Here is a 24,877-nt window from a genome sequence, read left to right as displayed (position 1 = left end):
GCGGCCTCACACTCCCGTGACAAACCCGTCCAGCACGCGTTTCTGGCCGGCTTTGTCGAAGTCGATGGTCAGCTTGTTGCCTTCGATGGCCGAGATGTTGCCGTTGCCGAATTTCTGGTGGAAGACGCGGTCGCCGACGTTGAAGGGGGACGGCGTGTCGGCGACGGATTTGGCGACCAGTTCGCCGTCGATTGTCCGGCCCTTGACCGAGGTGCGGCCGGCGCCGTAGCCGGAGTCGGTTTCGCCATAGCCGATGCGCTCGACCTGGTGGCCGGAGCGCGTGCCCCAATTGCGGTCGGTGGCTTCGGTGCGGTTGGCCTGAGCACGCTGCCAGCCCGGCGTCGCATAGGTGCTGGAGAAAGCGCCGGATTTCTCGGCGCCGTTATTGCCGCCGATGTTGTCGAAGCGCGATGCTCCATAGGGGTTCTGCCTGCCCGCCCCTTGGCCGCCACGACCGGAGGCGAACGAGCCGCCACCATAGGCATTGCCGTAGCCGCCATAGGAGTTGCCGCTCTCGGAAGCTTCGATATGGGCTTCCGGCAGTTCTTCGAGGAAGCGCGACGGGATGGTCGACTGCCAGAGGCCGTGGATGCGGCGGTTGGAGACGAACCAGATGTGCAGATTCTTCTTGGCGCGGGTCAGGCCGACATAGGCGAGCCGGCGTTCCTCCTCCAGCCCGGAGCGGCCACCCTCGTCGAGGGAACGCTGATGCGGGAACAGGCCTTCCTCCCAGCCGGGCAGGAACACGGTTTCAAATTCGAGGCCCTTGGCCGAATGCAGCGTCATGATGTTGACGGCATCGAGCTCGGCGTTCTGCTCGGCGTCCATCACCAAGGCGACATGTTCGAGGAAGGAGCGCAGCGATTCATACTCCTCCATGGAGCGGATCAGTTCTTTTAAATTCTCGAGCCGACCGGGCGCTTCAACCGAGCGGTCGTTCTTCCACATGTCGGTGTAGCCGCTCTCCTCCAGAATGGTCTCGGCGAGCTCGGTGTGCGGCGTGGTTTCCAGCGCCTTCTGCCAGCGTTCGAAATTGGCCGATACTTCGCGCAGTGCCGCGCGAGGCTTCGGCTTCAGCTCGTCGCTCTCGGCGAGTTTTGCCGCTGCCTCCAGCATCGGGATGCGCAGCGCGCGTGCGGTATCATGGATCTGGCGGATGGTGGCCTCGCCCAAGCCGCGCTTCGGCACGTTGACGATGCGCTCGAAAGCGAGGTCGTCGGCGCCTTGCGCGACGACGCGGAAGAAGGCCAGCGCATCGCGGATCTCGAGCCGCTCATAAAAGCGCGGGCCGCCGATGACGCGGTAATTGAGGCCGAGCGTGACGAAGCGGTCCTCGAATTCGCGCATCTGGAAGGAGGCGCGGACGAGAATCGCCATGTCGTTCAAGTTGTGCCTCTGGCGCTGGTAGGCCTCGATCGTCTCGCCGACGGCGCGGGCCTCCTCCTCGGAATCCCAGGCGGCGTGGACATGCACCTTCTCGTCGTCCTCGGCGATCTTTTCGGTGAACAGCGTCTTGCCGAAACGGCCCTCATTGTGGGCGATGAGGTGGGAGGCGGTGCCGAGGATGTGCGCGGTCGAGCGGTAGTTGCGCTCCAGCCTGATGATGGTGGCGCCAGGAAAATCCTTGTCGAAGCGCAGGATGTTGTCGACCTCGGCGCCGCGCCAGCCATAGATCGACTGGTCGTCGTCGCCTACGCAGCAGATATTAACTTTGCTATCGCTCACGGGCTGTTCCGCGCCTGCCGGCGCGGGCCCTCCGCGTGGGCCTCGCGAAGGCTCGGACGGACGGTCGTCCTTGCGGCCTTCGGCCGGAATTCCCGATTCATCCTTCGAAGCTGCCGGTCTATAGCTACCCGCCTCCGTTCTATCCGGAACTCCGGAAAGACTTGGAACGCGACCACCCGGCGAGCCACTTCGTGGTGGTTGCGGCCCGGCCGGCCGCTGCGCCAGCAGCCGCAGCCACATGTATTGCGCGGTGTTGGTGTCCTGATATTCGTCAACGAGGATGTAGCGGAAGCGCTTGTGGTATTCCTTCAGCACGTCCGGATTGGCGCGGAAGATGCGGATCGGGTGGCATAGGAGATCGCCGAAGTCGCAAGCGTTCAGCGTTTGCAGCCGTTCCTGATAGGCCTTGTAGAGCTCGCGGCCCTTGCCGTTGGCGAAGGCACGGGCATCGCCCTCGGGGATGTCGGCGGGACCGAGGCCCTTGTTCTTCCAGCCGTCGATCATCTGAGCGAACTGCTTGGCCGGCCAGCGCTTGTCGTCCAGCGCTTCGGCCTGGATGAGCTGCTTGATCAGGCGCACCACGTCGTCGGTGTCGAGAATGGTGAAGTCGGATTTGAGCCCGGCCAGCTCGGCGTGTCGGCGCAGCAGTTTGACTCCGATCGAATGGAAGGTGCCGAGCCACGGCATGCCCTCGACATTGCCCTCGCCGATTAACAGGCCGATGCGCTGCTTCATCTCGCGCGCCGCCTTGTTGGTGAAGGTGACGGCGAGGATCTGCGAAGGGAAGGCTTTGCCGGTGGCAAGGATGTGGGCGATGCGGGTGGTGAGCACCCGCGTCTTGCCGGTCCCGGCGCCGGCCAGCACCAGCACCGGGCCTTCGGTGGTTTCCACCGCCAGCCGCTGCTCGGGGTTGAGGCCGTTGAGATAATCGGGCGCGTTGTTCTGGTTGCTGCGGGCAGCCATGGCGCGCGCGGCAATGCCCGACGGGGCCACAGGCCGCGCGTTCGGTTCGTCAAAAAAGGGCATGTCTTCCGAAAAGCCGGACATCTCTCCCCGAATGTAGTGATTCGGCAGCGAAAGGCCAGAAGCGTCTCCGTTTTGTTCTCTGTCCGGTCGGTAGACTCACAATCTGAATGGGTCTGCTAACCAAAACGCCGGGCTTGCGATGGGCCGGCGCCGTAAAACGCCGAGCTTGCTTGACAGGGGAGGCGGGCCGGAGAAAGTTGTGCTCGGGGCAGGAGCGCAATGCCGGGTTGCCCATGGACGCGTCGCGGAGCGCACCAGTCGAAGGAGCACCGTCTTGGCTGTGGTCATCACCTCCCTGATCCTTTTCCTCATCGGCCTGGCGCTTGGCGGCGGCGGCATCTGGCTCGTGACGCTGGGCGGCAGCTGGTATTACGTCATCGCCGGTCTAGCTTTCCTTGTCGCGGCCTGGCTGCTCTACAGGCGCAGATCCACGGCGCTGTGGCTCTACGCGGCGATCGTGCTCGGCACGCTCGCCTGGGCGGTCTGGGAGATCGGCTTCGACTGGTGGGAACTCGGTCCGCGCGGCGGCATCATCGTGCTTGTCGCGCTATGGCTGTTGACGCCATGGGCGCGGCGCGGGCTTACCGGTCCCGACGGACGCGCACCGCTTATCCTCGCCGTGCTGGCATCGCTTGCCGTCGCCGGCTATTCGATGACGGTCGATCCAAAGGATATTGCGGGTGAACTCAACACCGACAAGGTGACGCCGACGGCCGATCTCGGCGGCAACGTGCCGCCCGGCGAATGGCACTATTACGGCCGTACGCCCTATGGCCAGCGCTATTCGCCGCTCGACCAGATCACCCCGGAAAACGTCGCCAATCTGCAGCCGGCCTGGACCTATCAAACCGGCGACGTGAAAGGGCCCGACGACATCGGCGAGACGACCTATCAGGTGACGCCGCTGAAGATTGCCGACACGCTCTACATCTGCACGCCGCATAATTTCGCCATCGCCATCGATGCCGCAAGCGGCAAGGAGAAATGGCGCTTCGATCCACAGATCAAGCTCAACAAGGACCGCCAGCACCAGACCTGCCGCGGCGTGTCCTATTATGCCGACGCCAAGATCGCCGCCGGCCAGCCCTGCGCCACACGCATCTACCTGCCGACGTCCGACGCTCGGCTGATCGCCCTCGATGCGGTGAATGGCCAGGTCTGCCCCACATTTGCCGAGGGTGGCACGCTGAACCTGCTCGCCAACATGCCATATCCGAAGCCGGGCTATTATTATTCGACCTCGGCGCCGCTGATCGTCGCCAACAAGATCATCGTCGGTGGCGCGGTCAACGACAATTATTCGACGCAGGAGCCGTCCGGTGTCATCCGTGCCTACGATGCCGACACAGGCGCGCTGTTGTGGAACTGGGATTCCGGCAATCCGGACCAGACGACGCCGCTGCCGCCGGGCCAGACCTACACCAACAACTCGCCCAACATGTGGTCGACGGCAAGCGCCGACGAAAAGCTCGGCCTGCTTTATGTGCCGCTCGGCAACAAGACGCCGGACCAGCTCGGCGCCGGGCGCAGCGCCAATGACGAGAAATTCTCCTCGTCGATCACCGCGCTCGATCTCAACAGCGGACAGTTGCGCTGGGTACGGCAGACCGTGCATCACGACCTCTGGGACATGGACGTGCCGGCGCAGCCGACGCTGGTCGACATCACCACGGAAAATGGCGTGGTGCCGGCGCTGGTCGGGCCGACCAAGCAGGGCGACCTCTATGTGCTCGACCGGCGCAGCGGCGAGCCGATCGTTCCGGTCAAGGAAGTGCCAGCACCCGGCGGCGCGATCGAGGGCGACCATACCTCGCCGACGCAGCCGTTCTCGGACCTGAGCTTCAGTCCGAAACCGCTGACCGGCGCCGACATGTGGGGCATTACCATGTTCGACCAGCTGGCCTGCCGGATCGAGCTTCGGAAGTTGCGCTATGAGGGCCGCTATACCCCGCCATCGCTGCAGGGCTCGCTGATCTACCCCGGAAATTTCGGCACCTTCAACTGGGGCGGTGTGGCAGTCGATCCGGTCCGGCAGGTGATGTTCGGCATGCCGACATACCTGGCGTTCATCTCCAAACTGGTGCCGCGCGCCGACGTGCCGCCGCCCGGTGACACCAAGGGCAGCGAACAAGGCCTGAACCGCAATGAGGGTGCGCCTTACGCAGTGATATTGAAGCCGTTCCTGTCGCCGCTCGGCATTCCCTGCCAGGCGCCGCCCTGGGGCTATGTGGCGGGTGCCGACCTTCGGACCGGCAAGATCGTCTACAAGCATCGCAACGGCACCGTCTACGACATGACGCCGCTGCCGCTGCCGTTCAAGGTCGGCGTGCCCGGCATTGGCGGGCCGATGATCACTGCCGGCGGCGTCGCCTTCCTTGGTGCGGCGGTCGACGACTATGTGCGCGCCTATGACCTGACGACCGGCAAACAGCTCTGGCAGGCGCGACTGCCTGCCGGCGGGCAGTCGACACCCATGACCTACACGGTAGCCGACGGACGCCAGTTCGTCGTCATCGTTGCCGGCGGCCACGGCTCGGTCGGCACCAAGCCGGGCGATTATGTGATGGCCTATACGCTGCCGAAATAGAGAAGTTCCTTCAGAGCCCGAGATGCCCTTTCAGGTCGGGTACCGATGCAAGGACCTCATTGGTCAGCTGCGGGCCGGCTGCTGCCTCGGCCTGCTGGACCAGCATCGTGCCGGCCTGACTGATTTGTGTCAGCGTAAGGCCTGATGCCTTGAGTATGGCGACGCCGTTGATCAGCGCGCCGGTCTTTTCGCCGAGAGCGCCGCCGAGCGCGCCCTCCAGCGAGGACAGGAGGCCACCACCGGAAGCCGCGCCGGGAGCCATGACATCATGTTGCTTGGCCAGGGCGTCGGCTCCCGGGATTTTGGCAAAGAAGCTGGACAGAGTCGTGCCTTCCGCCTCGTGTTCAAGCACCGAGAAAATCGTGCCGGCGATCTTTTCCGTCAAAGCCTGGTTGAGACCGGATTTCTGGGAGACGGTGTTGATGATGTCCTGAACGTCCATGATCTTTCCTCAGGCCTTGGTGTTTGCGGGCGGGTGCCGGGTGACGCGGATCTTGATCAACGATCGTTTGAAGGCGGGGAAGGCAGTGAACCGCAGCGCCAGCAAAGCCATGGCGGCGAGGGCGAACCCACTTGCCAGAAGCGGGGAGGGAAAGGTCATGGGCGTATTCCTTCGTCGTCAATCACGCATTCTTTTCCCGCCAAATGGCCATTCTAGTTCGCCAGATGGCCCGAATGAGGCATAGCCCGGTAACTTCTTTTTACATCGTGGTGCGTGCATTTAGCATTGCCACAAAGGACCAAAATTTAACGACAGTGCGGCGCCGGGCATCACGGTCGTCGTGCAGGGACTTTTGGCAGCCTCACTCAGCCGTGACTGGACCAGGCAAGCTTCGGCTCTATGTTGCCGCGGGGGCCCACGAGGAGCGCGCCATGACAACACCTGCCGGACCCACTGCCGCCAAGCCTGTCATTACCCAGGCGATGATCGATGCCTATGACGAATACACGCATCTGACGCTCGACCGGCGGCGCTTCATGGAGCAATTGACCAGGCTTGCCGGATCGGGTGCGGCAGCTGCCGCGATCGCGCCGCTGCTGGCGGCGAACCCGGCCCAGGCGGCAATCGTGGCGGAAGACGATCCGCGTGTGAAAGGCGAGGACATCAGCTATCCCGGCAGCGGCGGCGAGATGAAGGGCTATCTGGTCAGGCCGGGAGACCAGACCGGCAAGCTTGGTACCGTCATCGTCGTGCATGAGAACAGGGGTCTCAACCCGCATATTCGCGACGTGGCGCGGCGCGTTGCGCTGGAAGGGTTCGTGGCGCTTGCGCCGGACTTCATGACACCGCTCGGCGGCACGCCGGACGACGAAAACAGGGCACGTGACCTGTTTTCCCAGCTCGATCCAGCACAGGTCGCCCCCAATGCCGTGGCAACGGTCGCCTACCTCAAAGGCTACAAGGACGGCAACGGCAAGGTCGGCGCCGTCGGCTTCTGCTGGGGCGGCGGCACGGTGAACATGCTGGCCGTCAACGCGCCGGACCTCGCCGCCGCCGTCGCCTATTACGGCATGCAGCCAAAGGCCGAGGACGTGCCGAAGATCAAGGCCGCGCTCATGCTGCATTATGCCGGCCTCGACACCCGCACCAATGCCGGCATCGATGTCTTCAAGAAGGCACTCGACGCGGCTCATGTCGAATACTCGGTCTATGTCTATGAAGGCGCCAACCATGCCTTCAACAACGATACGTCGGCGGCCCGCTACGACAAGAAGGCGGCTGACCTCGCCTGGGGCCGGACGATCGCTTTCCTCAAGGAGAAGCTGGCCTGATCAGGTGGGCGCCGGCGCTGGTTTGTGAAGGGCGACGCCGGCCACCACCAGCGCGATGCCAATGCAGTCGGTGAGGCTCGGCACCTGCCGCAGCACGATGACGCCGATCAACGTCGCGGTGACCGGCAGCAAAGACAGCATCAGCGCGAAGCTGGAGCGCGGCAGCCGCGACATGGCAAGCTGGTCGCAAATATAGGGAATGACCGACGAGCAGATACCGACGCCGACCGCCGCAAGCAGCAGCGGCGGCGCCGAGAAAGCCGGCAGGGCATCGGCGAAACCGATCGGCAGAACGACGAGAAGGGCGACCGCCATGGCGGCACCCAGCCCGGCGATGCCATCGCCGGCGCCGCCGCGCGCGACGCGGTGGCCGAGCACGATGTAGCCAACGAACAGCGTGCCGTTGAGGAAGGCCCAGAACAGGCCGACGGGATCGCTCGACCATTTGACGTCGATCAGCAACAGGGTGCCGGCGACAGCGATTGCGAGGGCGGCGAGATTGCGCGGGCTTCTGAGGCCGACAAGCGCGACGCCGATAGTGCCGACGAATTCGATCGCCGCCACCAGCGAGATCGGCAGCCGGTCGAGCGCCAGGTAAAACGAGCAATTCATCACCCCAAGGCAGACGCCGAAGGCCACAAGCAACAACCGCGTCGAGCGATCGGCGCGGGCGAAGACCGCCCATGGCCGGGTCAATGGGGCAAAGACGAGTGCCGCGGTGGCGATGCGCAGCCAAGCCATGCCGAGCACGCCGACATGCGGGAACAGCAGCACCGCGAAGGCCGGTCCGAGATAGTGGAACACGGCGCTGACGCCGAACCAGAGATGCGGCGGGACCGCGTTTGCCAAGGTAAAGGCGGGGCCGGCGAGTGCCGGACTTGCTGCGGGGGCTTGCGTCCGATCTTGCATGGGATCAGTATCGCAGGCGATTTTTGCCATTGATATGGATGATGGCCGGTCATTGCGGCTATTCGCTTTCCGAAAGCAAGGAGTTGTCCGCTGAAACGCCTTCGAAATGAGAATACCGATCTGGACCCGGCGGATCTGAAAATCCTGCGCCTGCTGGAAAAGGACGCGCGCACCAGCACCGCCGAACTGGCGCGATCGGTCGGCCTGTCGGCGCCGAGCGTGGCCGAGCGCATCAAACGGCTGCAGGAAAGCGGTGTGATCGAGGCCTATACGGTGCGCATCAATCCGGCCGCGCTCGGCATGAAGCTGTCGGCATGGCTGCGCATCAGGCCGGTGCCGGGGCAACTCGCCGTCGTGGCCGAAATCATCCGCGACCTGCCGGAAATCGCCCAGTGCGACCGGGTCACCGGTGAGGACTGCTTCATCGCGCTGGCGCATGTCGGCTCGGTCGCGGAACTTGAGCGGGTGATCGACCGGATCATTCCCCATGCGATGACCAACACGGCGATCATCCAGTCGTCGCCGGTGGTGCCGCGCTCGCCGCTGGGGGCGATGAAGCGCCAGCCTTGATGCTTGAGGTCGTTCGTCAGCACGTCGTCCGCTTAACTCGAAACGTCGCGCCGCCCCTTCATCGCCCTGCCGGGCACTTCTCGGACGCTGTCACCCATGGTTTCGCCAAATTGCCAGCGTTGCTGAAAGAGCGCCGAGGCTGCGGCCAGCCCCTTTTCCCCGTCACTATACGCGGAGAAGGTGGCGGCAGCCGGATGAGGGGCAGCGCAAACGTCCCAGACATGCAAACCGGACGGCCGGTCTGTTTCTTCCCGCACCGTTCAGGCGTGGCCGCGTTTGATCCGCGCCTGCTTCAGGATGGCGCGCCAGCGGATCATGGCGAAGGGAATCGGCTCGTTGTTGTTGGCGATGTGGAAGATCTCGTTGTTGAGGTTCTTCAGCGAGCGCCAGAAATCATAGTCGGTGATGCGTGGATCAGCCGCCAGCCTGTCCGCCTCGACCTTGATGTCGGTTTTCATGCACGTTCCCCGAACCGCTGCTGCTCCGCCGCCCGTATCGCAATTCGATGCGGATAGTTTTCCAACGCCGCGCTGAGTCGTTCAACGTCTCAATTCGGCTTGTTCACGTTAAAACCTCGGTAAGGTTAACGGCGGTTGGCCAGTGGTTCAAGCGCTCTCTTGGTTCAAGCCGGCTTACGACGAATACCGATCGAGCGGCCGGCGCGCTCCGGCATCGGCAGGGCGGCATGGGCGGCGCGCATCGCTTCCACCCTGGCCAGGACGTCAGCGGGGAAGGGCGCGACCCTCGGGCCAGCCATGTCGACATGCAGCGACAGCGTTTCGGAGGTGGCGGCGAGCCAGCCGTCGAGATGGCGGATTTCCTGGTAGGCCCTCAGCCGCTTCTCGTCATGGTCCAGCAACTGGAACGAGACTGTGACCTTGTGGTCGAGATGCAATTCCTGGACGTAGCAGACATGGACTTCCGCGGTGTAGATGGTCAGCCGCCGTTCCCTTACATAGTCCGGCCCCATCCCCATCATCTCGAAGGCTTCGTCGGAGCACCGGTCGAACAGCACGTTGTAATAGGCCATGTTGAGATGGCCGTTGTAGTCGATCCAGGCCTCCTCGATGTCCATGGCGCGAGAGACGAAAGGGGCGGGGATGGGCATCGGAAACTTCCTTCTCGTCATGCCGGGATGAGCGTGGACTGGACAGAGCGTGGTTGGTGAGACTACGCATCCCTAGATGCAGAACAAGGGTGGACGCTGGTCCATTCGCGGAGGAATCGATGGCTCTAAGCGACCTCAATCCGGTCGAGCGCAACGAAGAAGGCATCGCCGCTGTGCTCGGCATCCTCAAACAGCGGCTCGGCGAGCGATTCCAGACCGGCCAGGCGATCCGCGCCCAGCACGCGCACACCACGACCTATATTCCGACGCAGGCGCCGGACGGCGTCGCCTTTGCCGAGACGACGGAGGAGGTGCAGGAGATCGTGCGCGCGTGTGCGGCACATCGCGTGCCGGTGATCGCCTTCGGCATCGGGTCTTCGCTGGAAGGCCACACCAACGCGCCGGGCGGGGGCATCTCCCTCGATACGTCACGGATGAACCGGGTCATAGCGGTCAATCCGCAGGACCTCGATTGCACCGTCGAGCCCGGTGTGACGCGCGAGGATCTGAACCGGCACCTGCGCGACACCGGCCTGTTCTTTCCGATCGATCCGGGCGCCAACGCCTCGCTCGGCGGCATGGCGGCGACGCGGGCCTCGGGCACCAACGCCGTGCGCTACGGCACGATGCGCGAAAACGTGCTGTCGCTGACTGCGGTGATGGCCGACGGCGAGGCAGTGACGACCGGCAAGCGCGCCAAGAAAAGCTCGGCCGGCTACGATCTGACACGGCTGCTGATCGGCTCGGAAGGCACGCTCGGCATCATCACCCAGCTGACGTTGAAGCTGCAGGGCATTCCGCAGGCGATTTCGGGCGGCGTCTGCCCGTTCCCCAGTGTCGAGGCGGCGTGCAATGCGGTGATCGCGACCATCCAGATGGGCATTCCGGTGGCGCGCATCGAATTGGTCAACGCGCTGCAGATGCGGGCGATGAAGACCTATTCGAAGCTTGATTATCCCGAGAGCCCGTGCCTGTTCGTCGAGTTCCACGGCAGCGATGCCGGCGTCGCCGAGCAGGCCGAAACCTTCGGCATGGTCGCCGAGGAAAATGGCGGCGGTCCGTTCCTATGGACCAGCGTCGCCGAAGAGCGGACGAAATTGTGGAAGGCCAGGCACGATGCCTACTGGTCGTCGCTGACGCTGCGGCCGGGTGCCAAGGGCCTGTCGACCGATGTCTGCGTGCCGATCTCGCGCTTTGCCGAATGTGTCACCGAGACCGAGGCGGATATCGCCGAGATGGGCCTGATCGCGCCGATCGTCGGCCATGCCGGCGATGGCAATTTCCATGTGCTGGTGCTGATGGACGTGGACGATCCGAAGGAGATCGCGCTGGCGGAAAAATTCGTGGCGCGGCTCAACATGCGCGCCATCGCCATGGACGGCACCTGCACCGGCGAGCATGGCATAGGGCAAGGCAAGATCGGCTTCCTGCGGCACGAGCTCGGCCATGGCGTCGACATCATGCGCACGATCAAGCAGGCGCTCGACCCGCTGAACATCATGAACCCGGGCAAGATATTGCCTGGAAAGGACTGATCCTCAGACCGCTGCCGTGCCCCCATTTGCCTCTTTATCGACACGCTGATGCGGGTAGAGTGCCACTGACTTTCAACCAAAACTATCCAGGAGCTGATGCTCGCACGCCTGTTCGTGATCTTCGGTGGGCTTCTTGTGCTGGTGCTGTGTGCGGCGCTGGTGGTGCCGTACTTTGTCGACTGGACGGGTTACCGTGCCGATTTCGAGCGCGAGGCGAGTGCCGTCCTCGGCCGCAAGGTGACCGTGCAAGGCGATGCGACGGCAAGGCTGTTGCCGTTTCCCTCGGTGACCTTTTCCAACGTCGCCGTTGCCGGTGGCCCCAACGGCCAGCCGGCGATGACCGTCGAAACCTTTTCGATGGATGCAGAACTCGCGCCATTCCTGCGCGGTGAAGTGCTGATCTTCGACATGCGGCTGGTGCGGCCGAAGGCGACGATCGACATCGCCGCCGACGGCACGGTCGACTGGACTATACGGCCATCCTCGCCTTTCGATCCCGGCCAGATCTCCATCGAGAAGCTGACGGTGACGGAAGGACAGATCGCGCTCAGCCACGCCGCCGGCGGGCGCAGCCATCTTATTTCCGAGATCAACTCGACGATCTCGGCCAAGTCGCTGGCCGGCCCCTGGCGGCTGGACGGCTCACTGTTGCTGGACGGGTTGCGGACCACGATCGCCGCTTCCACCGGCAAGGCCGAACCGGACGGGCAAATGCGGCTCAGGCTCAAGGCCGATCCGGATGCCTATCCGCTGGTCATCGAGACCGACGGCAATGTGGGCCTCGTGGAGGGCGCCGCCGTCTATTCGGGCCAGTTCAAGATATCGGGCGCAGACCGGACCGCGGCGCGGCCGCGCGGCACCGGCGGTGAGGCGCTGAAGGTCAGCGCCGGAAAACCGGACCCGGGCTTCAGGCTGAACGGCAAGTTTTCGCTCGACCACCAGAAGCTCGGCGTCGACGAATTCCGCTTCGAGACCGGGCCGCTCGACAATCCCTACACCGCTGACGGCAAGGCTGCGGTCGACCTTGGGCTGAAGCCGCATTTCTCTATCGAGGCCAATGGCGCGCAGGTGCAGTTCGACGAGGCCGTCGGGGCGGCGGCCGGGGCCGGATTGACGCTGTCCGAACGGGTGGCGGCGCTCGAGCAGGCGCTGCTCGATCTGCCGAAGCCGACCATACCGGGCACGGTCGAGGTGAAACTGCCGGCGGTGGTCGCAGGCGACACCACGGTTCGCGACGTGCATCTGTCCGCCGAGCCGGCCGAAGGCGGCTGGGCGGTAAAATCGCTGGCCGCCACGCTGCCCGGCCGCGCCAAGCTGGAAGCCAATGGCATGGTCAGCGTCGAGGACCATTTCGGGTTCACCGGATCGCTGCTTCTGGCGGTGGCGCAGCCCTCCGGCTTTGCCGCCTGGCTGTCGAAGGACGTCGACGAGGCGATCCGCCGTTTGCCGGCCGCCGGCTTCAAGGCCAAGGTGGATTTGAGCGAAAAACACCAGGCCTTCAGCGATCTCGAACTCATCCTCGGCAAGGCGAAGTTCTCCGGCCGCATCGATTCCAACCAGCCCGACGAAACCCGTCCATCGGTGCTGATGCAACTCGAAGGTGGCGAACTCGACGTCGATGGGCTCGCTGCCTTCGCCTCGATCTTCGTCAGTGACAAGGGCGCCAACCGCTTTTCCGATCGCGACCTCGATTTCCAGATCAAGGCCGGGCCGGTCAGCGCCGGCGGCTTGACCGCCGATAGCGTCGATACTTCACTTAGATTGCGTGAGGGGCTGCTTGAAATCGACCGCCTGTCGGTCGGCGGACTTGCCGGCGCCTCGATCAGCGCCACCGGCCGGATCAAGGATTTCCCGGCGAGCCCGACCGGCAAGCTCGACGCCTCGGTGGTCGCCGTCGACCTCAAGCCGCTGATCGACGTCGCCGTCCAGCATTATCCAGACAATGCGGTGCTGAAGGGCCTGGCGGAGCGCGCTGCTGCCTATCCCGAGCTGTTCCAGGATGCGCGTATCGACGCGGTCACGAGTGCCGCAGATAATGGCGATGGCACGACCGGACTGGCAATGAGCGCACAGGGCAAGGCCGGTGGCTCGGCCTTTTCGGCGTCGTTGTCCGGCAAAGGGGCGCTCGACCGGCCTCTCGAAGCGCCGGTGACGCTGACCTTCAACGCAAGGAACGCCGACGCCACCGCGCTTCTGGCGCTTTACGGTCTGCCGGCGCTGCCGCTCGGCATGCTCGGCGAGGCGACCACCGACGTCTCGGCCAAAGGCACGCTTGGCGGCGGCCTGGCGACACGATTCAGCCTGGCCGGCAATGACTTCAAAGCTGGTTTCGACGGGACAATTGCCGACACGCCTCAGGGCGCGGCGGCCAAGGGCAAGGTCAGCCTTGAAACGGCCGACATCTCGCCATGGCTGATGACGACCGGCGTCGGCCTGCCCGGCATGGAGACCGGCATGTCGACGTCGCTCGCTGCCGATGCCGACTACGGCAATGGTCTCCTGGTGCTGAGCGGGCTCAGCGGCGCCGTCAACGAAGCGGCGGTTTCCGGTGACGTAAATATCGACATCAAAGAGGGACTGCCGCATCTTGCCGGCGCGCTGTCGCTGGACGAGCTGGACCTCGATCCGATGGCGGTGATGCTGTTCGGCGACCAGGCTTTCCTTGTCAATGGCAGGACCTGGCCGACGGCACCGTTCAGCCAGAAATCCAGTCTGCCATTTACCGCCGATCTCGATCTGACGGCGGCGTCGCTTGCCGCCGGCCCGCTTGCCACCGCCTATGACGCTGCGCTTTCGCTGCAGCTCGACCAGGAGGGAATCCGTGTTTCCGACCTCAAGGCAAAATTCCTCGGGGGCGAGTTGAGTGGCCTGTTCGAGCTCAAGAACAATGACGGCACCGGGCTTTTCTCCGGTCAGATGAAACTCGCCGGCTCCGATTTGACAGCCGTGCTGCCGGAGGCCGGCATCAGCGGAAGCGGCGATTTCTCGACGGCGCTTTCGACCAGCGGCAAATCGGTCGATGCGATGGTCGCGGCGCTGTCCGGTTCCGGCACGGCGACGCTGAAGGGCATGACTATTGCCGGCTTTAATCCCGATGCCTTTGGCGCATTTATTGCCAAGGCCGACCCGATCGGGCGCGATATCGACGCGTCGAAGACTGCCGGTTTTGTGCCGCAGATCGCCGCGGCGGGCAGTTTTCCGGCGCAGGACACCGATATTGGCTTCACCATCGCCGGCGGCACGCTGAGGGCGCCGCCGGTCAAATTGGAAAGCCCGGGCGCGACGCTGTCCGCCGACATCACCGCCGATCTGAACACCAGCACCGTCGATGCCAAGGGCGAGATCGCCTATCGACCCGGCGATGAGGCGCTGGTCGGCTCCGAACCGATTTTGAATTTCAGCGTCGACGGTCCGTTCGGCGCCACCAAACGGCAGTTCGACAGCGAGCCGCTGGCCCAGTTCCTGACCCAGCGTGCGCTGGAAAAGGAGCAGCAGCGAGTCGAAGCTATGCAAGCCGCACTGCTCGAGAAACAAAGGCTGCGGCGTGAGGTGCGTTACTACGCTGCCCTGCAAACCGAGCGTGAAAGAGCGGCGGCGGAGCGGCGCAAGCAGGAGGAGGAAGCGGCGCGGCTGAAGGCTGAGGCCGACGCCAGGGCAAAGGCCGAAGCCGAGGCTCAGGCCCAAGCCGAAGCGGAGGCGAGGGCGCAGGCTGAAGCCAAGGCGAAGGCTGAAGCGGACGCCAGGGCAAAGGCCGAAGCTGAGGCGCAGGCCGAAGCCAAGGCGAAGGCGGATGCAGCGGCGAAGGCCGAAGCCGAGGCGAGGGCGAAAGCCGAGGCGGCTGCAAAGGCCAAAGCGGATGCCGAAGCCAAAGCCAAGGCGGCGCAACAGGCTGCCGAGGAAGCAGCGCAGGCCGAAGAACAGCAACGCCAGAGGGCGGAAGAGGCGTTGCGGATCGCCTCGGAAGAGAAGGCAAGGCTCGACGCCGAACGCAAGGCCGCGGCGGAGCGAGCGGAACGGGCGCCACCGGCCACAAATAACGTGCCATCGCCAGTGCAGCCCCCGCCAAAGCTCAAGTTCGATCCCTCGTCGATCGACGATCTGCTAAAATCGCTGAATGGCGGGTGACGGCGCATCCCTTATGTGTCGCGTCCAGCAAGCAAGCGCTTCAGCATCGGCTCGATCCGCCCGATTTCGTCGAGATGAGCGGCTGACAGATCGGCGAGACTGTCGTCGGCCCGCTCGGTCAGCCGCAGCAGCACGCGGCGGTGGTCCTCCTTGTCGTGGTCCCTCGCGACGAGCCCGGCTTCGCAAAGACGGTTGACCAATTCCACTGCGCTGTGATGGCGGATGCGCAGGCGCTCCGCGAGGTCGCCAATGGTCACCGGCCCTCCGCCGGGAAACCCTTTGATTGCAAGCAGGGCCTGATGCTGGCGTGGTGTCAGGCCGGCTTCCTGCGCCTGGATCTGGCTGAATTCGAGAAAGCGGCGGATCAGGTAACGAAATTCGGACAGCCTCTGGTAATCGGCCGGCCCGATCGTTGCGCCGCGCTTTTGTGGCTTCGAAGTGTCTGCCATCGATTCCTTTCCGACAAAGCCGCAAACGGGCCTTGAACATTTATATCGTGTTACGATACAGAGCGCACCATGGCTCGTGCCCGCCATCATCGGTGGCACGGCCGGCGACCCATCCGCAAGTCGGCACGCCGCCAGAAAGCAAGGTTTGCAAATGAAGTCCGATCACGCCAACCCCGGCCATCTGCGCGATTTTACCACCGATGCCCGGGTGCTGCTCATTGCCGGCATAGCGGTGGTGGTGGCGACGGTGGGGCTGTTTGCCGGCATTGCCCTTTTGAAGCTGATCCGGCTTGCCACGAACATCGCCTATTTTGGCCAGTTCACGCTCGCCGACCTGAAACTGCAGGATACGCCGTTTGGCTATGCCTCGGTATTTGTTCCGGTCATCGGGGCATTGATCATCGGTGTGATGGCTCGCTTCGGAAGCGACAAGATTCGCGGCCATGGCATTCCCGAAGCCATCGAGGCGATCCTGCTCGGACGCTCGCGGCTCGACGCCAAGGTGGCAATCCTGAAGCCGTTGTCGTCGGCAGTCTCGATCGGCACCGGTGGGCCATTCGGCGCGGAAGGGCCAATCATCATGACCGGCGGCGCCATCGGCTCGCTGATCGCGCAGATGCTGCCGGTCAGCGACAATGAACGCAAGACGCTGCTGGTGGCGGGTGCGGCGGCCGGCATGACCACCGTGTTCGGAACACCGATCGCTGCCATCATGCTTGCGGTTGAATTGCTGCTCTTCGAATGGACGCCGCGCAGCTTCATTCCCGTAGCGGTCGCCGCGGTTATTGCCGAGGTCGAGCGCACCATGCTGCACCTGCCGGGGCCGATCTTCCCGTTTCAGGGCGGCATGGAGGTGTCATTTCCAGCCCTTGCCGGCTGGGTGCTGGTCGGCATGGCAGCCGGGCTGCTATCGGGGTTGCTGACCCAGATGGTCTATGCCTGCGAGGACGGTTTCCAGAAGCTGCCCATCCACTGGATGTGGTGGCCGATGCTCGGCGGCCTGGTGGTCGGCATTGGCGGGCTGATCGAGCCGCAGGCGCTCGGCGTCGGCTATGACAATATCGCCGACATGCTGGATGGCCGCACCATAGCGACCGCTGCGCTCACCCTGTTGGTGGTGAAGGCGATCATCTGGTCGGTCGCACTCGGCTCGGGAACGTCGGGAGGTGTGCTGGCGCCGCTGCTGATCATGGGCGGGGCGATGGGCGCGGTCCTCGCCGGCTTCCTGCCGGCCGCCGATCCGGGCTTCTGGGCGCTGCTGGCGATGGCGGCGACGATGGGCGGCACCATGCGTGCGCCGCTGACCGCCACCTTCTTTGCGGTCGAACTGACCGGCAACACCCATGTCCTGGTGCCGCTGATCGCGGCAACTGCCACTGCGCACGCGGTGACCGTGCTGTTGATGAAGCGTTCGATCCTCACCGAAAAAATCGCACGGCGAGGGCATCACATGGTTCGCGAATACCGTGTCGATCCGTTCGCCCTGACCAGGGTGCGCGAGGTGATGACCAGCGACGTCGAGAGTGTGCCGGCGACAATGACGCTGCACGGCGCGGCAGCGTTCCTGACGGCGCCGGAGACACGACATCCGAGCTTTCCGGTCGTCGATGAAGAGCGCCACGTGCTTGGCGTCATCGACCCGCCGGCGATCCTGCGCTGGAGACGCACCGGCAAGCACCGCACGACGACGCTTGGCGAACTGCTGGCCGGCAGCAAGGTCACGCTGGCCTATCCGGATGAGTATCTCGAGGGTCTCTCCGACAAGCTGCTGATGGCGAACGTGTCCCATTTGCCGGTCGTCACACGAGAAAATGCCCGGCTGGTGGGCTATGTCGGCTGGAAGGACCTGATGCGCGTCAGATCGAAGAAACAGGCCGAAGAACGCGACCGCTCGGCTTTGCTGGGCTTCCGTATCCGGCGCAGGAAACAGGATAGCCTTGCCTGAAGGCTAAAACTTGCCGTGCTTGGCCCAATCCAGCACATAGAGCCTGAGCGCCGAGGAGAGGTTCGCATCGCGCGGGCGGCTCTCGTCGATTTCGGCGACAAGCGCGGCGAGCGTCAGTTTTCGCACGGCCGCAATAGCGATCAGGTCGTCGTAAAAAGGCTTTTCGAGCGAATAGCTGGTGCGGTGGCCGCGAATCGTGACCGAGCGCTTTTCGACCGGGCTCACGCGACGATCCTATTCACATTCAAGCATCGGATTTGTCCGAACCGCCCGATTTTTCGCGCCGATGGCCGGCGACGAATTTATCGGCCTTGTCGGCGATCAGGCGGTCGCGATCCCGGCTGGTTTTGGAACGGCTATGCAGCGCCCGGTTCTGCTCGGCCAGGCGCTCCTTCTCGGTTCGCGCCTTCTGCTTGCGTGCCTGACGGAGATTGACGATCTCGGCCATGTCACGCCGCCCGCCGGTCACTTCTTGCGGAAGGCGTCGAGCGACACCACGTCGGCGCCCTTGGCACCGGCATCGGCCGCGGCCGGCTTTTTTTCCACCTCAGCGTTTTTCTTCTTCGTCTCAGGCTTTTTCTCGGCGACTATGGCCAGCGGCTCGGGAGCAGGCTTGGCCTTTGTCTCCTGTTCCGCCGGGGTATCGGTCTTGACGTCGAATTCGAGCTCGAAGTTGACGGATGGATCGTAAAAGCCGCGCACTGCCGAGAACGGGATTTCCAGTTTCTCCGGCACGTCGGAAAACGACAGCCCGACTTCGAAGCCGGTGTCGCTCACCTTCAGGTCCCAATACTGGAACTGGATGACGATGGTCATCTGTTCGGGATAGCGCTCGCGCAGCCGCGACGACACGCGCACGCCCGGCGCGCCGGTGAGAAAGGTGATGAAGAAGTGATGGTTGCCCGGGAGACCGGTGCGTGCGACCTCGGCCAGGACTTTGCGCATGACGCCGCGCAACGCCTCCTGGGCCAGAATGTCGTAGCGGATGTGGTCGTCGGCCATGTGGCTGTCGGGTTCCGTTGAATCGTCCTGATAGCTGTAATCAAGCTTGAGCGCGGCGTAAACCGGATATAGATCGCCTGCGTGCGGAAGCGAAGCCCATCGGCGACGATTTGATCGTCAAACGGCTTTGATCGTCAAGCGGTGGCGAGCGCGCCCTGTTTACCAGCCACAGGCCGCCGCTTGCCGAAGGCGCGCAGGAAGGTGCGCACGCCATTTGTCGCCGACTGCACCACCTCGTCCTCGGTCGGTGTGCCGCCGAGCATGAACGTCGTCTGCAACTCGGCATTGGCAAGCGCCATGAACTGGCGCGCTGCGACGTCGGGATCATCGATATCAAGGAAGCCGGCATGAGCGAGGCGGGCGAAGCGGGCGGCGATCGCCGGCCATGTCCTGCCCGGTCCTTCTTCGCGCCATTCGGCGAACAACTCGGGATAGCGCCCGCCCTCGGTCTGGATCAGCTTGCGCAGGAATTTGCCGTCGCGGTTGCAGATGCAGTTGTGATTCATCCGCACAGCAAAAGCGATGAGGTCGGCCTCGAGATCCTTCGGCTGATCGGGAAAAGTGGAAATCGTGGAAAAGATGCCGGCGTTGCAACGTTCGGTGAGGTCGCGGACGATGGCAACGAAGAGTTTTTCCTTGTCGCCGTGATGATTGTAGATGGTCTGGCGGGAGACGCCGGCTTCGGCCGCAATCATGTCGATATTGGCACCGGCGAAGCTTTCGCGGCAGAAGACCGAGGTGGCGGCATCGACAATCGACATCCGCTTGGCCTCATGGCCCCGTGGCGGGAAAATGTCAGGAGAAACGTTGGCCTTCATGCAAAACTATATAGAGGTGGTTGACGAATTAGACAAGCCTGTCTAAATTTGTGGACTGCACGAAGGGAGTTTCGTTCCGCAGAAGAGTCGGAACGTCCTAGGGTTACGCGCCGGTCCTCGGCGGCAACCAGAATTCGAAAGAGCCTGCTATCATGAACGCCAAATTCCTCCGCATTGCGGTCGTGCTCGGCCTATTGTCCGCGATCGGCCCGTTTGCCATCGACATGTATCTTCCAGCCCTGCCGTCAATCGGCGAGGATCTGCATGCCGGCACTGCCGCGGTGCAGATGAGCCTGCTGATCTTCTTTCTTTCCATGGGCTTCGGCCAGATCGTCGTCGGACCGATCTCCGACATGGTCGGCCGCAAGCTGCCGCTCTACGGCGGCCTGGCGCTGTTCATGGTCGGCGGCGTCGGCTCGGCGCTGGCTCCCTCGATCGAATGGCTGATCGCCTTCCGCTTCCTGCAAGGGCTCGGCGCCAGCGCCGGCATGGCCGTACCGCGCGCGATCGTGCGCGACCTGCATACCGGCACCGAGGCCGCCAAGTTGATGTCGCTGCTGATGCTGGTGTTTTCGGTCTCGCCGATCCTGGCGCCGCTGACCGGTAGCCAGATCATCGAGAACTTCGGCTGGCGGGCCGTGTTCTGGACGGTGACGGGCGCGGCCGTGCTGGCCACCATCCTGCTGGCGACCTCTCTCAAGGAGACGCGGCCGGTCGAAGAGCGCGCCGGTTCGTCCTTCGGGACGGCACTTTCCGGCTATCGCTTCCTGATGGGCGACCGCAACTTCCTTGGCCTGACGGCCATCGCCGGCTTCGGCATTGCGAGCTTTTTTGTCTATCTGTCGAGCTCGTCCTTCATCCTGATCGACCATTATGGCCTGTCCCCTTCGGTTTACAGCGTGTTCTTCTCGATCAATGCGGTTGCCTTCATCGGCATGTCGCAGCTGACCGGGTTGCTGTCGGAGCGGTTCGGGCTGCAGCGCGTGGTGCGCGTCGCGGTGACCGGCTATGCGACGACGATGGTGGTGCTGTTCGCGGTGATGGCATCGGGTGTCGACCGGCTCGACGTAATGGCGGCGCTGCTGTTCATCGGCTACGGCTTTCTCGGCCTGGTCATCCCGACGACGTCGGTGCTGGCCATGGAAGAGCATGGCGAGATCGCCGGCACCGCTTCGGCGCTGATGGGCACGCTGCACTTCGCCATCGGCGCGGTCGCCATGGGCGTCGCCGGCGTGTTTTTCGACGGCACGCCGCTGCCGATGGTGGCGGGCATCACGCTGTGCGCGGCGATCTCCTTCACACTGGCCAAGATAACGCTCGGCCGCAGCCGGGACGTTGCGGAAGCGCCGGCGGAGTAAGCTTCACCTGTCGAGACAAAAAGGCCGGGCGATGTTCCCGGCCTTTTCACGTTTGCGGTCCCGGTTCAAAGCAGCCTATGCCTATATGACGGGTTCAAGACATGCAGCTTCGACATCTCAAGACCTTCGTGGCGGTCGCCACCACCTTGAACATCACGCGCGCCTCCGAGCGGGTTCATCTTGCCCAATCGAGCGTGACCGAACAGATCCAGGCGCTGGAAGCCGATCTGGGCACGTCGCTGTTCGACAGGTCACGGCGTGGCTTGAAGCTGACGGCGGCAGGACAGCGCCTGCTGGACTACGCAAACGATCTCCTCGACCTTGCGGACGAAGCCCGTTCCGCTGTCGCCGACGCGAGCGGTACGGTTGCCGGTCGTCTGACGGTCGGCGGCCTGGAGACGCTTTGCTCGACACGCTTGCCGGCTTTGCTGGGGGAATTCCATCGGCGTCATCCCGATGTGGAACTGGACCTCAGGGCGAACGATAGCAGTGGGTTGCGTGCCGGCGTGACAAGCGGGGCGCTGGACGTATCGTTCCATTTCGGAGCCGTCCCGGCGGCGGCGCCGGAGCTGCGAAGCGAACAGATAGCCGAGGAAGAGCTCGTCGTCATAATGCCGGCAAATCACCGGTTGGCCGGATATTCTGCCATAAGGTCCGACGACCTGGCTGACGAGGCCTTCCTCGTCACCCAGCCCGGTTGCGTCTATAGGCGGATGTTCGACGAAACGTTTGCCGCAACATTGCCTGACTGTCCAAAACTCGTCGGCGAGTTCGCAAGCATGGGTGCGATACGGGGCCTTGTTGCAGCCGGTCTTGGATGCGCGCTGGTTCCGCGTCTCGTGGCTTCCGCGGCCGACGCCAATATCGTCGTGTTGCCTTGGGTCGGAAGCAGCCCGGTGACGCCGGTCACCATGGTATGGCGCCACCGGCGCATTCAAGCGCCGGTGCTGCGGCTGTTCCTCGCAATGGTTCACGAAATTTGGCCATGGCTAGACCAGCCGCTGGCCACCATCGACATGAAGCACCGTTCCGGTGATGAAGCCGTTATGCATCAGGGACGTGATGGCCTGGGCAATGTCGGCTGCCTGCCCGATCCGGCCGACGAGCAGGCGCTTTGCCATGCCGTCCAGCGCAGCCGTCTTTCCGCTGCCGGCGACGGCATTCCAAATCGGCGTGTCGACCCAGCCCGGCGAGACGACGTTGACGCGGATCGGCGCCAGTTCGACGGCAAGCGCGTAGGCGAGTGAGGCGAGGGCCCCATTAACGGCTGCCACCACCGAGCCTTTCGCAGCCGGACGATAGGCGGCGATGCCCGAGGTCAGCGTGATCGATCCCCTGGGCGTCAGACGAGGCGCGCCATGCTTGGCAAGAAGAAGCGGTCCGACGACCTTGGAATCCATCACTTTCCGCGCCAACGAGATGTCCATGTCGGGAAGCAATACATAGACGCCCGTGACGTCGGCGGCGGTCGAGACGATGTGGTCGAGCGTACCGACATCCTGGAACAGGCGTCGGACCTCGTCCTCGCTTGTGACGTCGGCTGCGATCGTCCTCAGCCTTTCCGGGTGAGGCGAGCGGCGCCGTGCGGCCGACAACCGGTCCTGGGAGCGGCCGACGATCGTAACCTCGGCGCCGGCGGCAAGCCGCTGTTCGGCCAGCGACAGCCCCATGCCGGAACTGCCGCCAACGATCAGGATGCGTTCGTGTTTTGGTGTGGTTTCCTGGTTCATCTTGTCTCCATCAGTAGCTCGCCGGGCATGACCACACGCGGCGAGAAATTGAGGCCTTGTCCCGCAAAGGCATGAGAGAAGGGAAACGGGAAGATACGAATGCTGCCATCGGAGGTTCCGATGATGGGAAGCCCTTGGGCTTTCGCCTCAGCCTGAGACGCCTCAGCCTGAGACGTTGACGATGCACGATTTTCTGTGTAGCAGCGATCATCATGAAAATCGCAACGGTTCTTGCAGTGGTAGGAAAGCGCACGGGCAGGATGGTGTAACCATCCGGCGACAGCCACCCGTGCGCGACAAACAGGCTCCTGACGGGGCCTTTTTTTATGCCCGAAATTCCTCTTGCGCCCGAATTCGGCGACGCCCCGTCAACCCATCCTCATCACGCTACGGGACAGAACCATGACAGGCGATAATTCCATTCGGCATACGAGCAACCGCATGACAGGAGCGGAGATCGTTCTCCGCGCACTCAAAGACAATGGTGTGGAGCATATTTTCGGCTATCCCGGCGCGGCCATATTGCCGATCTATGACGAGATATTCCAGCAGGACGACATCAAGCATATCCTTGTGCGCCACGAACAGGGCGCCGGCCATGCCGCCGAGGGTTATGCCCGGTCCACAGGCAAGGTCGGCGTGATGCTGGTCACGTCAGGCCCAGGCACGACAAATGCCGTGACGCCCCTGCAGGACGCACTGATGGATTCAGTGCCGATCGTCTGTCTGTCCGGACAAGTGCCGACAACATTGATCGGCTCCGATGCGTTTCAGGAATGTGACACGATTGGCATCACGCGATCCTGCACCAAGCACAACTCTTTGGTCAAAGACGTCAATGACCTGGCGTCAGCGATCCATGGGGCATTCCACATCGCCCGGTCGGGGCGGCCGGGGCCTGTTCTCGTCGACATGCCGAAGGACGTTCTGTTTGCGTCCGGAATGTACACGCCGCCTTCGGACGTTGTCGCGCTGAAGAACTATCAACCGAAGCTGCAGGGCGATATCGGCAAGATCGGCCAGGCGATAGAATTGATGGCCAATGCCAGCCGTCCCGTTATTTATGCCGGCGGCGGCATCGTCAATTCCGGCCCGGAAGCATCGAGGTTGCTCCGGGAGCTGGTTCAACTGACCGACTTTCCGGTCACCTCGACGCTGATGGGCCTTGGAGCTTACCCCGCCTCCGGCAAGAACTGGCTCAAGATGGTCGGTCTGCATGGTTTCTATGAGGCCAACATGGCGATGCACGATTGCGACGTCATGATCTGTGTCGGCGCGCGCTTCGATGACCGCGTGACCTCGCGTGTGGACGCTTTTTCGCCGAACTCCAGCAAGATCCATATCGACATAGATCCGTCCTCGATCAACAAGAACGTCCACGTCGATATCGGCATACAAGGCGATGTCGGCAATGTTCTGGATGACATGGTTCGTCTATGGCGCGCATTGCCTCAGAAACCGGATGGAGGCCGCCTCCAGGACTGGTGGAGAAGGATCGCCGGCTGGCGCGCACGCAATTCATTCTCCTATGAGATGAACAAGGATGTGATCATGCCGCAATATGCGGTGGAGCGTCTCTACGCGCTGACGAAGGATCGCGACACATACATCACCACTGAAGTGGGCCAGCATCAGATGTGGGCGGCCCAATTCTACGGCTTGGAAAAGCCGAACCGCTGGATGAGTTCGGGCGGCCTCGGGACGATGGGCTACGGCCTGCCGGCGGCGCTGGGCGTGCAGATCGCACATCCAGACAGCCTTGTCATCGATATTGCCGGCGACGCATCGGTTCAGATGACCATGAAAGAGATGTCGACGGCAGTCCAGTACGACGCGCCGATCAAGATCTTCATTCTGAACAACGGATATATGGGCATGGTTCGCCAGTGGCAGCAAATTCTTCACGGCAACCGCCTCGCGCATTCCTATTCCGAGGCCTTGCCCGATTTTGTCAAATTGGCCGAGGCGTTCGGAGCGGTCGGCCTGCGCTGCGACAAACCAGCCGACCTTGACGATGCGATACAGGAGATGATCGATGTGGGCGGGCCGGTGCTCCTTGACTGTCGTGTTGCCAAGCTCGCCAATTGTTTTCCGATGATCCGGACTGGCAGGGGGCACAATGAAATGCTGTTGCCCGACGACGCGGCCACAGGTGAAACATTCGCCGGTGCGATCGATGCGGTCAGCCAGCGATTGGTATAAACGCTGCGGCGCCTT

Annotated in this window: 20 protein-coding genes and 1 pseudogene; 9 read left to right on the top strand and 12 right to left on the bottom strand. The window is 63.4% G+C overall.

Annotated elements, in window-relative coordinates; all coding sequences use genetic code 11:
* Window positions 1-6: 6 nt before the first annotated feature.
* Complete coding sequence (locus NKJ35_RS02235) at window positions 7-2,772, bottom strand: ATP-dependent helicase (RefSeq protein WP_352644670.1); 2,766 nt, start codon at window positions 2,770-2,772, stop codon at window positions 7-9.
* A 253-nt stretch (window positions 2,773-3,025) separates the two neighbouring features.
* On the opposite strand from NKJ35_RS02235, the gene NKJ35_RS02230 reads away from it, so the two are divergent.
* Complete coding sequence (locus tag NKJ35_RS02230) at window positions 3,026-5,338, top strand: glucose/quinate/shikimate family membrane-bound PQQ-dependent dehydrogenase (RefSeq protein ID WP_352644668.1); 2,313 nt, start codon at window positions 3,026-3,028, stop codon at window positions 5,336-5,338.
* Window positions 5,339-5,348: 10 nt separating this feature from the next.
* On the opposite strand, the gene NKJ35_RS02225 is transcribed toward NKJ35_RS02230, so the two are convergent.
* The gene (locus NKJ35_RS02225) at window positions 5,349-5,780 is read right to left on the bottom strand and encodes a hypothetical protein (protein WP_352644666.1); all 432 of its coding nucleotides are present in this window, start codon (window positions 5,778-5,780) and stop codon (window positions 5,349-5,351) included.
* Window positions 5,781-5,789: 9 nt separating this feature from the next.
* Window positions 5,790-5,939, bottom strand: coding sequence for a hypothetical protein (locus NKJ35_RS02220; protein WP_352644664.1), 150 nt, complete (start codon window positions 5,937-5,939; stop codon window positions 5,790-5,792).
* A gap of 272 nt (window positions 5,940-6,211) precedes the next feature.
* On the opposite strand from NKJ35_RS02220, the gene NKJ35_RS02215 reads away from it, so the two are divergent.
* Entirely contained in the window at window positions 6,212-7,111 is a 900-nt protein-coding gene (locus NKJ35_RS02215; protein WP_352644662.1) for a dienelactone hydrolase family protein, read from the top strand.
* On the opposite strand, the gene NKJ35_RS02210 is transcribed toward NKJ35_RS02215, so the two are convergent.
* Entirely contained in the window at window positions 7,112-8,020 is a 909-nt protein-coding gene (locus NKJ35_RS02210; RefSeq protein ID WP_352644660.1) for an EamA family transporter, read from the bottom strand. It lies immediately after the preceding gene.
* Between the two features lie 90 nt (window positions 8,021-8,110).
* On the opposite strand from NKJ35_RS02210, the gene NKJ35_RS02205 reads away from it, so the two are divergent.
* Window positions 8,111-8,590 carry an Lrp/AsnC family transcriptional regulator gene (locus NKJ35_RS02205; RefSeq protein ID WP_352645033.1) on the top strand — a complete coding sequence of 160 codons (480 nt, stop codon included), beginning with the start codon at window positions 8,111-8,113 and terminating at the stop codon, window positions 8,588-8,590.
* 260 nt (window positions 8,591-8,850) lie between these two features.
* On the opposite strand, the gene NKJ35_RS02200 is transcribed toward NKJ35_RS02205, so the two are convergent.
* Together NKJ35_RS02200 and NKJ35_RS02195 are read right to left on the bottom strand one after the other, a co-directional pair.
* A complete protein-coding gene (locus tag NKJ35_RS02200; protein ID WP_352466944.1) occupies window positions 8,851-9,048 on the bottom strand; it encodes a hypothetical protein in 198 nt (65 codons plus the stop codon).
* A 164-nt stretch (window positions 9,049-9,212) separates the two neighbouring features.
* The gene (locus NKJ35_RS02195; RefSeq protein ID WP_352644658.1) at window positions 9,213-9,698 is read right to left on the bottom strand and encodes a thioesterase family protein; all 486 of its coding nucleotides are present in this window, start codon (window positions 9,696-9,698) and stop codon (window positions 9,213-9,215) included.
* 119 nt (window positions 9,699-9,817) lie between these two features.
* Between NKJ35_RS02195 and NKJ35_RS02190 the strand changes: the two genes are divergently transcribed.
* Both NKJ35_RS02190 and NKJ35_RS02185 read left to right on the top strand, forming a co-directional pair.
* Window positions 9,818-11,233: an FAD-binding oxidoreductase gene (locus NKJ35_RS02190; protein ID WP_352644656.1), complete on the top strand. Its 1,416-nt coding sequence runs from the start codon at window positions 9,818-9,820 to the stop codon at window positions 11,231-11,233.
* A gap of 96 nt (window positions 11,234-11,329) precedes the next feature.
* A complete protein-coding gene (locus tag NKJ35_RS02185) occupies window positions 11,330-15,358 on the top strand; it encodes an AsmA family protein (protein ID WP_352644654.1) in 4,029 nt (1,342 codons plus the stop codon).
* A gap of 11 nt (window positions 15,359-15,369) precedes the next feature.
* Here the strand turns inward: NKJ35_RS02185 and NKJ35_RS02180 are convergent, their stop codons facing one another.
* The gene (locus tag NKJ35_RS02180) at window positions 15,370-15,807 is read right to left on the bottom strand and encodes a MarR family winged helix-turn-helix transcriptional regulator (protein WP_352644652.1); all 438 of its coding nucleotides are present in this window, start codon (window positions 15,805-15,807) and stop codon (window positions 15,370-15,372) included.
* A 151-nt stretch (window positions 15,808-15,958) separates the two neighbouring features.
* Between NKJ35_RS02180 and NKJ35_RS02175 the strand changes: the two genes are divergently transcribed.
* Entirely contained in the window at window positions 15,959-17,752 is a 1,794-nt protein-coding gene (locus tag NKJ35_RS02175) for a chloride channel protein (RefSeq protein ID WP_352644651.1), read from the top strand.
* Between the two features lie 3 nt (window positions 17,753-17,755).
* Here the strand turns inward: NKJ35_RS02175 and NKJ35_RS02170 are convergent, their stop codons facing one another.
* The 4 genes from NKJ35_RS02170 to NKJ35_RS02155 form a co-directional block, all read right to left on the bottom strand.
* The gene (locus NKJ35_RS02170; protein WP_352644649.1) at window positions 17,756-17,977 is read right to left on the bottom strand and encodes a ribbon-helix-helix domain-containing protein; all 222 of its coding nucleotides are present in this window, start codon (window positions 17,975-17,977) and stop codon (window positions 17,756-17,758) included.
* Window positions 17,978-17,996: 19 nt separating this feature from the next.
* On the bottom strand, window positions 17,997-18,200 hold the full coding sequence (locus tag NKJ35_RS02165) for a DUF4169 family protein (protein ID WP_352644647.1): 204 nt from the start codon (window positions 18,198-18,200) through the stop codon (window positions 17,997-17,999).
* A 17-nt stretch (window positions 18,201-18,217) separates the two neighbouring features.
* The gene (locus tag NKJ35_RS02160) at window positions 18,218-18,754 is read right to left on the bottom strand and encodes an SspB family protein (RefSeq protein ID WP_254818944.1); all 537 of its coding nucleotides are present in this window, start codon (window positions 18,752-18,754) and stop codon (window positions 18,218-18,220) included.
* Between the two features lie 134 nt (window positions 18,755-18,888).
* Window positions 18,889-19,572 carry a TetR/AcrR family transcriptional regulator gene (locus NKJ35_RS02155; RefSeq protein ID WP_352644645.1) on the bottom strand — a complete coding sequence of 228 codons (684 nt, stop codon included), beginning with the start codon at window positions 19,570-19,572 and terminating at the stop codon, window positions 18,889-18,891.
* A 152-nt stretch (window positions 19,573-19,724) separates the two neighbouring features.
* Between NKJ35_RS02155 and NKJ35_RS02150 the strand changes: the two genes are divergently transcribed.
* Entirely contained in the window at window positions 19,725-20,930 is a 1,206-nt protein-coding gene (locus tag NKJ35_RS02150; RefSeq protein ID WP_023676705.1) for a multidrug effflux MFS transporter, read from the top strand.
* A gap of 101 nt (window positions 20,931-21,031) precedes the next feature.
* A pseudogene (locus NKJ35_RS02145) lies at window positions 21,032-21,847 on the top strand (LysR family transcriptional regulator); the annotation flags it as partial.
* A 72-nt stretch (window positions 21,848-21,919) separates the two neighbouring features.
* Here NKJ35_RS02145 and NKJ35_RS02140 read toward each other — a convergent pair.
* Window positions 21,920-22,660, bottom strand: coding sequence for an SDR family oxidoreductase (locus NKJ35_RS02140; protein WP_352644644.1), 741 nt, complete (start codon window positions 22,658-22,660; stop codon window positions 21,920-21,922).
* A gap of 402 nt (window positions 22,661-23,062) precedes the next feature.
* Here NKJ35_RS02140 and NKJ35_RS02135 point away from each other — a divergent pair, with 402 nt between their 5' ends.
* Window positions 23,063-24,862, top strand: coding sequence for an acetolactate synthase 3 large subunit (locus NKJ35_RS02135; protein WP_352644642.1), 1,800 nt, complete (start codon window positions 23,063-23,065; stop codon window positions 24,860-24,862).
* Window positions 24,863-24,877 lie beyond the last annotated feature (15 nt).

Source organism: Mesorhizobium sp. M0136, from assembly GCF_040322515.1.
Classification (GTDB): Bacteria; Pseudomonadota; Alphaproteobacteria; order Rhizobiales; family Rhizobiaceae; genus Mesorhizobium.
This window is presented reverse-complemented; position numbering and strand designations above follow the sequence as displayed.